This window comes from Streptomyces sp. NPDC030820, from assembly GCF_055572075.1.
This window is the reverse complement of the sequence record NZ_JBVIEB010000003.1, coordinates 336,322-348,912: the sequence shown is the minus strand read 5'-3', so window position 1 is coordinate 348,912 and position 12,591 is coordinate 336,322. Positions and strand designations below refer to the sequence as shown.

14 protein-coding genes, 1 tRNA gene and 2 pseudogenes are annotated in these 12,591 nt (G+C 72.0%); 9 read left to right on the top strand and 8 right to left on the bottom strand.

Annotated elements, in window-relative coordinates; translation table 11 throughout:
- Nucleotides 1-3: 3 nt before the first annotated feature.
- The 3 genes and pseudogenes from ACZ418_RS09995 to ACZ418_RS09985 all read right to left on the bottom strand — a co-directional run.
- Nucleotides 4-480, bottom strand: a pseudogene (locus tag ACZ418_RS09995) (aminoglycoside phosphotransferase family protein); the annotation flags it as partial.
- 18 nt (nt 481-498) lie between these two features.
- The gene (locus ACZ418_RS09990; protein WP_468359764.1) at nt 499-867 is read right to left on the bottom strand and encodes a hypothetical protein; all 369 of its coding nucleotides are present in this window, start codon (nt 865-867) and stop codon (nt 499-501) included.
- Between the two features lie 221 nt (nt 868-1,088).
- Nucleotides 1,089-1,162 (bottom strand) — tRNA-Pro (locus ACZ418_RS09985).
- A gap of 105 nt (nt 1,163-1,267) precedes the next feature.
- On the opposite strand from ACZ418_RS09985, the gene ACZ418_RS09980 reads away from it, so the two are divergent.
- Together ACZ418_RS09980 and cobF are read left to right on the top strand one after the other, a co-directional pair.
- A complete protein-coding gene (locus ACZ418_RS09980) occupies nt 1,268-1,774 on the top strand; it encodes a DUF309 domain-containing protein (protein WP_468359761.1) in 507 nt (168 codons plus the stop codon).
- 72 nt (nt 1,775-1,846) lie between these two features.
- A complete protein-coding gene (cobF, locus tag ACZ418_RS09975) occupies nt 1,847-2,620 on the top strand; it encodes a precorrin-6A synthase (deacetylating) (RefSeq protein ID WP_468359758.1) in 774 nt (257 codons plus the stop codon).
- Nucleotides 2,621-2,777: 157 nt separating this feature from the next.
- Here the strand turns inward: cobF and ACZ418_RS09970 are convergent, their stop codons facing one another.
- Nucleotides 2,778-3,524 carry a cobalt-precorrin-6A reductase gene (locus tag ACZ418_RS09970; RefSeq protein WP_468359755.1) on the bottom strand — a complete coding sequence of 249 codons (747 nt, stop codon included), beginning with the start codon at nt 3,522-3,524 and terminating at the stop codon, nt 2,778-2,780.
- Between the two features lie 62 nt (nt 3,525-3,586).
- On the opposite strand from ACZ418_RS09970, the gene ACZ418_RS09965 reads away from it, so the two are divergent.
- The gene (locus tag ACZ418_RS09965; RefSeq protein ID WP_468359752.1) at nt 3,587-4,366 is read left to right on the top strand and encodes an HAD-IIA family hydrolase; all 780 of its coding nucleotides are present in this window, start codon (nt 3,587-3,589) and stop codon (nt 4,364-4,366) included.
- Here ACZ418_RS09965 and ACZ418_RS09960 read toward each other — a convergent pair.
- The 3 genes and pseudogenes from ACZ418_RS09960 to ACZ418_RS09950 all read right to left on the bottom strand — a co-directional run bounded on the left by ACZ418_RS09960 (nt 4,355) and on the right by ACZ418_RS09950 (nt 7,183).
- Nucleotides 4,355-5,128 (bottom strand): sulfite exporter TauE/SafE family protein, encoded by a 774-nt coding sequence (locus ACZ418_RS09960; RefSeq protein ID WP_468359749.1) that lies wholly within the window; start codon nt 5,126-5,128, stop codon nt 4,355-4,357. The two genes, ACZ418_RS09965 and ACZ418_RS09960, sit on opposite strands and share 12 nt — an antisense overlap.
- Nucleotides 5,129-5,236: 108 nt before the next feature.
- A pseudogene (locus tag ACZ418_RS09955) lies at nt 5,237-5,695 on the bottom strand (AMP-binding enzyme); the annotation flags it as partial.
- A 300-nt stretch (nt 5,696-5,995) separates the two neighbouring features.
- Entirely contained in the window at nt 5,996-7,183 is a 1,188-nt protein-coding gene (locus ACZ418_RS09950; RefSeq protein WP_468359745.1) for a thiolase family protein, read from the bottom strand.
- Between the two features lie 155 nt (nt 7,184-7,338).
- Here ACZ418_RS09950 and ACZ418_RS09945 point away from each other — a divergent pair, with 155 nt between their 5' ends.
- From ACZ418_RS09945 to ACZ418_RS09925, 5 genes are all read left to right on the top strand, one after another.
- The gene (locus ACZ418_RS09945; RefSeq protein WP_468359742.1) at nt 7,339-8,148 is read left to right on the top strand and encodes an alpha/beta hydrolase; all 810 of its coding nucleotides are present in this window, start codon (nt 7,339-7,341) and stop codon (nt 8,146-8,148) included.
- Nucleotides 8,149-8,233: 85 nt separating this feature from the next.
- Nucleotides 8,234-8,725 (top strand): Dps family protein, encoded by a 492-nt coding sequence (locus tag ACZ418_RS09940; protein WP_468359739.1) that lies wholly within the window; start codon nt 8,234-8,236, stop codon nt 8,723-8,725.
- Nucleotides 8,726-8,755: 30 nt separating this feature from the next.
- Entirely contained in the window at nt 8,756-9,100 is a 345-nt protein-coding gene (locus tag ACZ418_RS09935) for a DUF3140 domain-containing protein (protein ID WP_468359736.1), read from the top strand.
- 2 nt (nt 9,101-9,102) lie between these two features.
- Nucleotides 9,103-9,750, top strand: coding sequence for an endonuclease (locus ACZ418_RS09930; RefSeq protein ID WP_468359733.1), 648 nt, complete (start codon nt 9,103-9,105; stop codon nt 9,748-9,750).
- A 78-nt stretch (nt 9,751-9,828) separates the two neighbouring features.
- Nucleotides 9,829-10,632 (top strand): SAM-dependent methyltransferase, encoded by an 804-nt coding sequence (locus tag ACZ418_RS09925; RefSeq protein ID WP_468359730.1) that lies wholly within the window; start codon nt 9,829-9,831, stop codon nt 10,630-10,632.
- A 27-nt stretch (nt 10,633-10,659) separates the two neighbouring features.
- Here the strand turns inward: ACZ418_RS09925 and ACZ418_RS09920 are convergent, their stop codons facing one another.
- Entirely contained in the window at nt 10,660-11,520 is an 861-nt protein-coding gene (locus ACZ418_RS09920) for a Cof-type HAD-IIB family hydrolase (protein WP_468360774.1), read from the bottom strand.
- 193 nt (nt 11,521-11,713) lie between these two features.
- Between ACZ418_RS09920 and ACZ418_RS09915 the strand changes: the two genes are divergently transcribed.
- Nucleotides 11,714-12,526, top strand: a complete 813-nt coding sequence (locus tag ACZ418_RS09915; protein ID WP_468360771.1) for an SAM-dependent methyltransferase — start codon at nt 11,714-11,716, stop codon at nt 12,524-12,526.
- Nucleotides 12,527-12,591: the final 65 nt, after the last annotated feature.

Sequence of the window (12,591 nt, the reverse complement as noted above, 5' to 3'; positions counted from 1 at the left end):
CCTTCACCGGGAGCCCGCTTCCGTGAGCAGCTCCGCCAGGTGGTCGGCGAGGGCGATGAGCCGATCGAGCCGCACCCCCTGGCGGGCCCTGCGGAATCCATGCCGACGGCCGTGGAACGCGGCCCGGACCGCGTGCAGTTGGGCCCAGCACCGGACGCGTTCGCGGTCGAGCGCGGCGGACTCGGCGAAGACGTCGAGGGCACGGTGCAGGGCCTTCGGCAGATCGCCGGCCGTGGCCCGGTGCACCGCGTAGGTCTTCAGCAGCGTGCCCCCGTCGTACGCCGGGTCGCCCGCGTATCCCTTGGGGTCGACCGCGAGCCACGGCTCACGGTCGGCGCGCAGGATGTTGCGGGCGTGCAGGTCACCGTGGACGAGGGTGTCCGGCTGGGCGCGGCCCAGCTCGCGTACGGTGGCCACGGCGGCGTCAACCACGTGCCGCGGCATCCGGTGCGGCAGCGTCGCCGCGTCCGTGCGCAGTTCGGATGAAGGCGCTGGTGGTCATGCGGAGGGTGGTGACCCCTCCGGCGGTTCGGGCAGGTTCAGCAGACGTACATACCGGTGTGCTTGCGCCGGCTCCAGGTCTGCCAGGATGCTGGCCACAGCACCCTCAGCCTTTTCGCGACCAGCCATAGCGGCTTCGGTGGTTGCAATACCGTGCTGCGTGCCGATCTTCAGGCCGAGGTAGGCACTGACAATGGCCACGACGGGGCTCGCGACAGCGCCGATGATCCCTGGAAGCTTGTCAGGGTTCTTCCACATGAGGGCTATGGAGAGGGCGCTCAGTCCCGCCAGAACCACCAGCCCGACGATGACCGCCCAGAGCCCGTATTTCTCCTGCGAGCCCGTCGGTGAGGTTTCGCCACCCATGTGGCACCTCCCTGGCGAGACAAAACTCCCCAACCACGCAACTGCGGGCGTGTTTCCACGGTAGGCCAACTGATCGCGTCTCGCCTCCCGACGGCACCCGATTGGTAGCGATACACGACAGGTTGACCACATTGTGAGTCGAGTGCCCGGAAACGATCGAGGGCCTTGTCTCACATCATGTGAGACAAGGCCCTGACCTGCGACGACGGAGCGGACTCCAGTCGGGACGACAGGATTTGAACCTGCGACCCCTTGACCCCCAGTCAAGTGCGCTACCAAGCTGCGCCACGTCCCGATGCGCTCACTCGCGGTGACCCGCGTGATCGCGCGAACAGCACTTTACCCCACCTTCGGGGGTGGGCCGAAGAGGGCCCGGGGTGAGCCGGGGACAATCGGTCGTATGACGAACGCGGGCGCATCGGATGCCAGGGACCGGGACCCGGAGGGGCGGGCACGCAGCGCGCGGCCCCGGGACGGGCTCGGCCGGCCGCTGCCCTACGGCACGGAGGGGGTCCCCCGGCAGCCGGAGGGTGTCGTACGGCGGCCGCAGGAGACGGTCAGCGAGGCGCAGGCGCTGCTGGACGCCGGGAAGCCGTTCCATGCGCACGAGGTGTTCGAGGACGCCTGGAAGTCGGGGCCCGAGGAGGAGCGCGCGCTGTGGCGGGGGCTGGCCCAGCTGGCGGTGGGCCTCACGCACGCGGCGCGCGGGAACACCGTCGGCGGGGCACGGCTGCTGCGGAGGGGTGCGGGGGCGCTCGGGGACTGGGAGACGGAGCAGGGCGAGGACCGGCCGTACGGGATCGATCTCGCCGGGCTCACCCGGTGGGCGCGGGAGCTGGCGGCGCGGGTGGAGAGCGGGGAGGGACCCGTGGACGCGGGGGACGAGGCGCCCCGGCTCCGTTGCTGACGAAACCGGTGCCGTCGCAGGGTGTGTGGACGCGGTGCACCCGCTGTCAGTGGCATGCGGCAGACTCGGGGCGTGCGAAAGATTCATGTCATCGGTATCGGCGCGGGCGACCCCGACCAGCTGACCCTGCAGGCGGTCAAGGCGCTGCGGAGCACGGACGTGTTCTTCCTGCTCGACAAGGGCGAGGTGAAGAGCGATCTCACCCAGCTCCGCCGGGACATGCTGGACGCGCATCTGCCCGAGGGCTCGTACCGGGTGGTGGAGGCCCGTGACCCGGAGCGGGACCGGAAGGCGGGTGGGTCGGCGTACTCACCGGCGGTGGAGGACTGGCGCAGCGCCCGCGCCGGGATCTACGCGCGCCTGATCGCCGAGGAGCTGGGCGAGGACGGCACCGGTGCCTTCCTGGTATGGGGCGATCCGGCGTTGTACGACAGTACGCTCGGGATTCTTCAGGAGGTGCTGGAGCGCGGCGCGGTCGCGTTCGAGTACGACGTCATACCCGGCATCAGCAGCGTCTCCGCCCTGGTCGCCCGGCATCGCACGGGCCTGAACCGGGTGGCCCGGCCGGTGCAGATCACCACCGGGCGGCGGCTGGCCGAGGGCTTCCCCGAGGGCGTGGACGACGTGGTCGTGATGCTGGACGCGCACCAGGCCTTCCGGCAGTACGCCGGGGAGGACATCGACATCTACTGGGGGGCCTACATCGGCACCCCGGACGAGCTCCTCGTCTCCGGCCCGATCGCCGAGGCCGGCCCGCGCATCGAGCGGGTGCGGGCCGAGGCACGCGAGCGCAAGGGCTGGATCATGGACACGTATCTGCTGCGCAGAAACCCCGGGGATCAGTAGCTGCGCCGGACTCCGGCTGAGGAAGCGGTCTGCGCGAGCGCGCGCCCTGGTACGACATCGGGCGGAAGATGACCCTGGTCGCTGCCGGTGTGGATCAAGTCCGCCAAGAACCGGGACAAGGCGCTGCGCACCGTCGACCGGCTCCGGAGGTCGGGCCTCACTCAGGGCTGAGGCCGAGCCACTCCAGTACGCCCGCCATGTCGGACACCGCCGTGACGCCCTGCGGGAGCGGGGGGCGCCGTACGACGACGACGGGCAGGCCGAGTTCACGCGCCGCCGTCAGTTTCGCGGCGGTGGCCTCGCCGCCGCTGTCCTTGGTCACCAGCACCTCGATGCGATGGGTCCGCAGCAGCTCCCTCTCGTCGGCGACCGTGAACGGGCCGCGGGCGAGGACCAGTTCGGTGTCGGGCGGCATGGGAGGCTCGGGCGGGTCGACCGACCGTACGACGAAGTGCAGATCCGTCAGGTGGGCGAACGCGGCGAGGCCCAGGCGTCCGGTGCTGAGGAACACCCGGCGGCCGAGGCCGGACAGCGCCTCTGCGGCGCCGGCCAGGGACGGGACGTCGTACCAGCGGTCGCCGGGGCCCGGCCGCCAGCCGGGGCGGCGCAGGACGACCAGGGGCACCTCCATGGCCGCCGCCGCGTGCGCCGCGTTGGCCGTGATCGCCTCGGCGAAGGGGTGGGTGGCGTCGACCAGGGCGTCCACGGCTTGCCTGCGCAGCCAGTCGGCCAGGCCCTGCGCACCGCCGAAGCCGCCGATCCGTACCTCGCCCGCCACCGCTCCCGGCCGTGCCACCCGGCCGGCCAGGGACGTGGTCACCCGGACGCCGGGCCGCGCTGCGAGGTCGGCGGCGAGGCGGCGGGCCTCGGTGGTGCCGCCGAGGATCAGGACGTGCGCGGGCATAGGGGTGAGCGTACGAGGTGGTGCGGGACGGTCCGCCGGGCGGGTCGCTACGGTCTTGGGTCATGGAATCCGTGCGTGGCGTGCTGATCGACATCGACGGTGTTCTCACCGTCTCCTGGAAGCCGCTGCCGGGCGCGGTGGACGCGCTGCGCGCGATCCGCGCGGCGGGACTCGGCGTGGCGCTGGTGACCAACACGACGTCCCGTACCCGGGCGTCGATCGCCGAGACGCTGAGCGGCGCCGGTTTCGACGTGCGTGCCGCGGACGTCCTCACCGCGCCCGCCGTCACCGCCGCCCACCTCGCCGAGCACTTCCCGGGCGCCCGCTGCGCGCTGCTCAACAGCGGGGACATCGGGGAGGACCTCGGCGAGGTCACCCTGGTCGACGACGATCCCGAGGTGGTCGTGTTCGGCGGTGCCGGGCCGGAGCTGGACTACGCCTCGCTCAACCGGGCGTTCGGGTTTCTCCAGCGGGGTGCGCGGCTGGTCGCCATGCACCGCAACCTGTACTGGCGGACCGACGCCGGGCTGCAGCTGGACTCCGGTGCCTTTCTGCTCGGGCTGGAGAAGGCCGCGCACACGGAGGCGGAGGTGACGGGCAAGCCGTCCCGGGCCTTCTTCGAGGCGGCGCTGGCCCGGCTGGGGATGGACGCCGGGCAGGCGCTGATGGTGGGCGACGACGTGGAGTCCGACGTCCTCGCGGCGCAACGAGCAGGGCTCACCGGGGTGCTGGTGCGGACGGGGAAGTTCCAGCAGGAGACGCTGGAGGGCGCGAGCGGCACACCGGACCATGTCCTGGACTCCTTCGCGGACCTCCCGGCGCTGCTGGGGCTAGCGCAGTAGCAGTTGCAGCCCGCCCACGATCGTCGCCGCGATCACGAGCTGTTCGAAGAGTCGCTGGTTGATCCTGTGCACAGCCCACTTGCCGAACAGCGCACCGGGCACGACGAAGACGGCGAGTACCGCGTCGAGGAGCAGCGAACGGCCGTCGATCAGGCCCAGGCCCGCGCTGAACGGCACCTTCGAGACGTTCACGATGAGGAAGAAGAATGCCGAGGTGCCGAGGAAGCCCAGCTTCCTGAACCCGGCGGACAGCAGGTACATCGACATCACCGGGCCGCCGGCGTTGGCGACCATCGTGGTGAACCCGCCGAGCACGCCGTACGAGCGGGCCTTCGCGCGGCCGGCGCGCGAGGTGACCCGGTCAGGTTCCGCCCCGGCGTCCGCCGTGCGCCGCCGCCACACCGTCACCCCCGCCATCAGCAGCAGGATCGCGCCGATCGAGGTCCGTACGATCCCGTCGTCGGCCCACATCAGGAACAGCGTGCCGACCACCACCCCGGCCGCGACGGCCGGGAACAGCCGCCACAGGGTGGGCCAGTGGGCGTGGCGCCGGTAGGTGAGGACGGCGAGGACGTCACCGGCGATCAGGACGGGCAGCAGGACGCCGGTGGAGGCGCGGGCGGGCAGGACCGCGGCGAAGATGGCGAGGCTGACCGTGTTGGCCCCGCTCACCGCGGTCTTGGAGAAGCCGACGAGCAGGGCCGCGAAGGCGAGCGCCGCGAACCCCCAGCCGGACATGTGCCAGAGCGTCATCGTGTTCATGCGGGGACCGATGCTATGTCCTGACAAGCCTCCGGCGTAAGGATCGTCTCGTCAGGTGACCCCTGCCGCGAACGCTTCCGCCTACTATGACCGTTTCATGTACTGCGCCTACAGCTCCCGCTTGAGCACCTTCATGCTGGGCCCGAGCGGCAGGGCGTCCGTGAACTCCACGCGCCGCGGGCACTTGTGCCGGCCGAGGTGCTCCTTCGACCACTCGATGATCCCGGCGGCGTCGGGCACGGCGCCCGCCGCCGGTACGACGACGGCGCAGACCTCCTCGCCGTGCAGCTCGTCGGGCAGGCCGATGACCGCGGCCTGGGCGATGCCGGGGTGGCGCATCAGCACCTCCTCGACCTCCCTCGGGTACACGTTGCAGCCGCCGCGGATGATGACGTCCTTCTTGCGGTCGACGATCCTCAGGAAGCCCCCCTCGTCCTTGGTGCCGAGGTCGCCGGTGCGGAACCAGCCGTCGACCAGGGCCTCCAAGACGTTGTGGCCCCGGACGACGACCTCGCCCAGCTCGCCGGGCGGCAGCAGCTCGATGCGGCCCTCCACCTCGGCGCGGGCGAACCCGCCCGCCGCGGCGATGGCGTAGTAGGCGACCGGGAACTCGGCGGTGTTGGGGGCCATCAACGCCACCGGTCGCCCGGCCGTACCCCGAGCCCGGTGAGCGCGCCCGCCCGGGCCAGGGCGCTGCCTCACACCTCCGCGAAGGGCAGCCGCAGATCGCCTTCGACGAGCGCCGTCTTCCCGGGGCGACGCCGGGCGTTCTCGGCGAGGACGGCGGCGACGGACGGGGTCGCCATGGAGTGCTGCTCCGTTTCCTTGCTGCGGCTCGACTGACCAGATCCCCCCGTCGGAAATGCGCTAGTGCCGCTCGACCAGCACCGCGCTGCCCTGCCCCACGCCCACGCACATGGTCGCGAGCCCCCGCTCGCCGCCCGTGCGGCGCATGCGGTGCAGGAGTGTCGTCAGGATGCGGGCGCCCGAGCAGCCGAGGGGATGGCCGAGGGCGATGGCTCCGCCGGTGGGGTTGACCAGGTCGGGGTCGATGCCCAGTTGGTCGACGCAGGCGAGCGCCTGGGCGGCGAACGCCTCGTTGAACTCGGCCTCCTGGAGGTCGGTGATGTCCCAGCCGGCCCGGGCCAGCGCCTTGCGGGTGGCGGGGACCGGGCCGATGCCCATCACATCGGGGTGGACCCCGGCGGAGGCGCCCGCGACATAGCGGCCGAGGGACTCCAGGCCCAGCTCGTTCAGGGCCTCCTCGCTGACCAGGAGCAGCCCGGCCGCGCCGTCGTTCATCGGGGAGGCGTTGCCCGCGGTGACCGTGCCGCCCTGGCGGAAGACCGGCTTCAGCCTGGACAGCTTCTCCAGCGAGGTGTCCTCGCGGACGCACTCGTCCTGCTCGACCGTGATGCCGTCCGGCCGCTCCACGGACAGGAGTTCGTCGTCGAAGTGGCCGTTCTTGCGTGCGGCGGCGGCGAGTTGGTGGCTGCGCAGGGCGAACGCGTCCTGGCGGGCACGGGAGATGCCGTACCGCTCGGCGACCTCCTCGGCGGTCTCGCCCATGGACAGCAGGCCGTGCAGGTCCTTCATCGCCGGGTTGACCAGGCGCCAGCCGAGCCGGGTGTCGTAGGTCTCGATGCGCGGGGGCAGGGCCTCGTCGGGGCGGGGCAGCACGAAGGGGGCGCGGCTCATGGACTCGGAGCCGCCCGCGATCACGATGTCGGCCTCGCCTGCGGCGATGGTGCGGGCGGCGGCGGTGACCGCTTCGAGGCCGGAGGCGCACAGCCGGTTGACGGTGGCGCCGGGCACCGACTCGGGCAGTCCGGCGAGCAGGGCGGCCATGCGGGCGACGTTGCGGTTGTCCTCGCCGGCCTGGTTGGCCGCGCCCCAGTAGACGTCGTCGATCCGGGCCGGGTCGAGGGCGGGCACATCGGCCACCAGATGGCGGATCACGGTCGCCGCCAGGTCGTCGGGCCGGACGGAGGACAGGGCTCCGCGCAGCTTGCCGATGGGGGTGCGGCGGGCGGCCGCGAAGTGGACGGGACGCACGGCTTCGACTCCTGACCTACGACCGATCGACGGCACTGTCGATCGGCGGACCACACGGGAACACTTAATTAGCACTGCTAGTTTTGGACTATAGACCTCCGACCGGCCCGCTGGGAAGATCCCCCCGGAGCTTCACCGACACACCCGGAGGAGACATGCACCACGTCCGCGAGCACACCCTCGACGGCACCCACGGCCCGGTCGCCGTACGCGAGTGGCCGCACCCGGCACCCCGGTACCTGGCCCTGGTGGTGCACGGATACGGCGAGCACGCGGGCCGGTACGACGAGCTCGCGGCCGTGCTCACCGGGCACGGCGCGGCCGTGTACGGGCCCGATCACGTCGGCCACGGCAGGTCGGCCGGGGAGCGGGTGCTGATCGAGGACTTCGAGGACGTGGTCACCGATGTGCACGCGGTGGCGGACCTCGCCCGGGCCGCGCACCCCGGACTGCCGCTCGTCCTGGTCGGCCACTCCATGGGCGGGCTGATCGCGGCCCGCTACGCCCAGCGGTACGGCGCCGAACTGAGCGCGCTGATCCTGTCCGGGCCCGTGATCGGCGCCTGGGAGCTGCCGGGGCAGCTGCTGGCCCTTCCGGAGATCCCGGACACCCCGGTGAGCCCGGCCGCGCTCTCCCGGGACCCGGCCGTCGGCGCCGCCTACGCGGCCGATCCGCTGGTGTGGCACGGGCCCATGAAGCGGCCGACGCTGGAGGCGTTCGTGCGGACCCTGGAGACCGTCGACCGGGGCGGTGACATCGGCCCGCTGCCGCTGCTGTGGCTGCACGGGGACGACGACCGGCTGGTGCCGCTGCCCGGCAGCCGGATCGGCGTGGAGCGGCTGGCCGGCTCCCGGCCGACCGAGCGGATCTTCACCGGGGCGCGGCACGAGGTGTTCCACGAGACCGACAAGAAGGACGTATTCGCCGAGGTCATCCGCTTCCTGGACCGGTCGCTGGCCCGCTGATCAGGCCTGTTTGTTCTCCCGGCCGCTGGGCACCCGCCCCTTCGGACACGACCGAACCGAACTGGCGAAAGGGGACGGACGCAGCATGACGGTGGTGAAGAGCACGCTGCCCGAGGAGGCGCTCGGCGTCACCGGGACCGCCCTGCAGAACACCCTGGTGGACCTGCTCGGACTCTCGCTGATCGGCAAGCAGGCGCACTGGAACATCGTGGGCCCGCGGTTCCGGTCGATCCACCTCCAGCTCGACGAGGTGGTGGCGACGGTCCGCGCCCACTCCGACACGGTCGCCGAACGCGCCGCCGCACTGGGCGTGCCTCCGGACGGCCGGCCCGAGACCATCGCCGCGACCTTCGCGCTGCCCGGCACCAAGGACGGCTGGCTGCGCGACACCGAGGTGGTGGAGCTGATGGTGTCGGCGCTCGAAACGGCCGTCGGCCGGCTCCGGGAACGGATCGCGGCCACGGCTGAGGCCGACCCGGTCACCCAGGACCTGCTGATCTCCGTCACCGCCGACCTGGAGAAGCAGCGCTGGATGTTCCAGGCCGAGAACCACCCGCGTGAGACCGCCCCCAGTTAGCACGACACCCCCGCACGGAAGGGGAGACCCATGGCCGACTCCCTCGAAATCGAAGCGCTGTGGGAGGACTTCCACCGCGTGGTGAACATGACCTCGGCGGAGCTCGCGGCCTGGCTGCGGGTCCGGGACGCCGACGAGGCGACCGAGCCGCTGCCCGATGAGGCGGGCACGGAGACCGGACAGCATGTCCTCGCCATCCTCCAGAAGCGCCGTACCGACCTCACCGACGACGACATCCGCGTGATGCACAAGGTCGTCGACACGGTCGGAGACCTGGTCGACATGGCGGACGAGCCGGAGCCGGAGAGGGCACCGGAGGACACCCGTCGCCGGCACCGGCTGATGACGCTGGGCCACGACCCGCTCAAGCCGTAGCCATGAACCGCGACGAGAGGGTCCTGCACGAGCTGCTGTCGCAGTACGGGCGGACCTACGCCGAGGAGGCGGGCATCAAACTGAAGGACGCCCCGCAGCCGCTGTACCGGCTGCTGGTGCTGGCCCTGCTGCTCAGCGCCCGGATCCGCGCCTCCGTCGCGGTGGCCGCCGCGCAGGCCCTGCACGAGGACCACCTGGACAGCCCGCGCCGCATGGCCGACGCGGACTGGCAGCAGCGGGTGGACGCGCTCGGCCGCGGCGGCTACCGGCGCTACGACGAGCGCACCGCCAGCCAACTCGGCGACGGCGCAGAGCTGTTGCTGGACCGCTGGTCCGGCGACCTGCGCCGGCTGCACGAGGAGGCGCACGGCGACACCGGGGAACTCAAGCGGCTGCTCCAGGAGGAGCCGGGGGTCGGTCCGGCCGGCGCCGACATCTTCCTGCGCGAGGCCCAGCGCGTGTGGCCCGAAGTAGCGCCCTATCTGGACGACAAGGCGCTGTCCGGGGCACAGCGGCTCGGCCTGCCGAAGGATCCGGACAAGCTCACCAAGCTCGCCGGGAAGACCGAACCGGCCGTGCTGGCCGCCGCGTTGGTGCGGGCCGCGCTCGACAAGGAGGTGGCCGAGGACTGTCTGCGCCGCGCGTCATGATCGTGTCAGACTGCTGCTCGCATTTCGGCGGGAGTGCATTCGGTGGGAGTGCATTCGGCGGGAGTGAAGGAGCAGCGCGTGACGGGGACCGAGCCGGCGGCCGCACAGCACATCGACACCACACGGCCGCATCCGGCCAGGGTGTACGACTGGTTCCTCGGCGGCAAGGACAACTATCCCGTCGACGAGCGGCTCGGCCGGCAGATCGCGGCGGTGGACGGGGGCGGCGCACCGCAGGCCGCGCGCGCCAACCGGGCCTTCATGCAGCGGGCCACGCGCGCGCTCGCCGAGGCCGGCATCCGCCAGTTCCTGGACATCGGCACCGGCATACCGACCGAGCCGAACCTGCACCAGATCGCCCAGTCGGTGGCGCCCGACGCCCGCGTGGTCTACGTCGACAACGACCCGATCGTGCTGGCCCACGCGGGCGCGCTGCTGCGCGGCACCCCCGAGGGCGTGACGGAGTATGTGCAGGCCGACGCCCGCGATCCGCGTGCCATCCTGGAACAGGCCGCCCAGGTCCTGGACTTCGCCCGTCCGGTGGCCCTGTCCCTGATCGCGCTACTGCACTTCGTCGCCGACGAGGACGGCGCCCACGAGGTGGTGTCGACGCTGGTCGAGGCGCTGGCGCCGGGCAGTTGCCTGGTGCTGTCGACGATGACGGCCGACTTCGAGCCGGAGAACGTCCAGAAGGGCATCGCCGCGTACGCCGCGGGCGGGGTGACCCTGGTCGCCCGGTCCCGGGACGAGGTGGCCGCCTTCTTCGAGGGACTCGACCTGCTGGAGCCGGGTGTCGTCCCGGTCGACGGCTGGCGGCACACGCGGGCACCGGACGGCGCGGGCCCGGTCTCCCTGTACGGCGGAGTCGGCATCCTCCGCTGACCGGCGCCGACCGGGGCGCGCACACCGCTACCCGGTGATCCCGAGCACGTGGGCGATGGTGCGCAGCACGCCGTTGTCGTTGTTGGACGGGGCGAGGTGGCGGGCCCGGCGGACGACCTCGGGGTGGGCGCCCGCCATGGCGAAGGACCACTCGGCGGCGTCGAGCATCTCCAGGTCGTTGAGGTAGTCGCCGAAGACCATGGTCTGCGCCGGTGTGACGCCGAGCGCCCGCTGCAGGCCGCGCAGCGCGGTGCCCTTGTTCGCGGTGCGGTTCATGACGTCCACCCAGTGCTCGCCGGAGACCACGACCTGATGGGTGGTGGCGAACCCGGAGAGCGCCGGGGCGGTGGTGTGCTCGGCGGACCCGAAGTCGAACAGCGCGACCTTGATCACGTCGTCCTGGACGGCGGTGACGTCCTCGACGATCCGGTGCTCGACGTAGTACTTGCGGACCTCCGCCAGGAACGCCTCGTCGGTCCGCTCGACGTAGGCCGCCCGCTTGCCGCAGACCACGGCGCCGACGTCCGCGCCGTCCGCGACCAGCCGTCGTACCGTACGGGCCACCCCGGCCGCGACGGACTTCTCCATCGTGTCGGAGCTCAGCTCGACGCCGTCGCGGACCACGTACGTGCCGTTCTCCGCGATGAACACCATCCCCTCGGCGACCGATGCGAACTGCCGGGCCAGCGTGGCGTACTGGCGGCCGCTCGCCGGGCTGAACAGCACACCCCGCCGGCGCAGCTCGGCGAGCATCGGCCACAGCCCGTCGGGGATCCGCTTGGCGTCGTCCAGCAGCGTGCCGTCCATGTCGGTGACGACCAGCCGGATGTCGACGGGGCCGGCGGGCAGGCCGGGGTGGTCCAGGAGGGGCGTGGGTGTGGCGGGCATGTCCTGCTTCCGGTCGGGACGGCGTACCGGTCCAGTGTTCCTCATGCGCCGGAACGTCCCGGAGCCGGTCCCTCATGCACCGAAACGTCCCAAAGTCGTCCCGAACCGCCCACGGTGCGCGGTTCCCGGGACAGCGCGATCACCGGGCGGCACAATGACGGCGGAGAACCGAGAACCGGAGAAGGGCGACGACGTGACCGAGGGCCACTCCCCGACGGCCGGACCGGAGAAGCTGAACACCTCCGTGGCGCACAACGCCCGGGTGTGGAACTACTGGATCGGCGGCAAGGACAACTACGAGGTCGACCAGCGGGTCGGTGAGCACGTCGCCGGGATGTTCCCGGTGATCCGGGCGGTGGCCCGCGCGGACCGGGAGTTCCTGGCCCGTGCGGTGCGCTTCCTGACCGCCGAGCGCGGGATCCGGCAGTTCCTCGACATCGGCACCGGCCTGCCGACCGTCGAGAACACCCACGAGATCGCGCAGCGGATCGCCCCCGAGTCACGGATCGTGTACGTCGACAACGACCCGATCGTGCTCGTGCACGCCCGCTCGCTGCTCACCAGCTCCCCCGAGGGCGTCACCGACTACATCGACGCCGATGTGCACGACCCGGACGGCATCCTGCAGCGCGCCGCCGAGACCCTGGACCTGACCCGGCCGGTCGGGCTGATGATGCTGGGCATCCTGAACTTCGTCCTGGACACCGACCAGGCCCGGGACATCGTGCGGCGGCTCATGGCGGCGCTGCCCTCGGGCAGCCACCTCGTCCTCACCCACCCGACCTACGACGCAGACGTGGGCGGCGAGGGCAACCGGGCCGCGATGGAGTTCTGGAACGCCAACGCCACCCCGCCGATCACCGCCCGCAGCCGCGAGGAGATCGCCGGTTTCCTCGAGGGCCTGGAGCTGGTCGAGCCGGGGCTGGTGCCCTGCTCGCAGTGGCGTGCCGGGGCGGAATCCGCCGCCGCGGTGCCGCAGTTCGGCGCCGTGGCCGTGAAACCCTGACGCCGGCACGGGCGGACCGGCGCCGAGAAGGACGACGGCGCGGACCGAAGCCGAGGACGACGTAT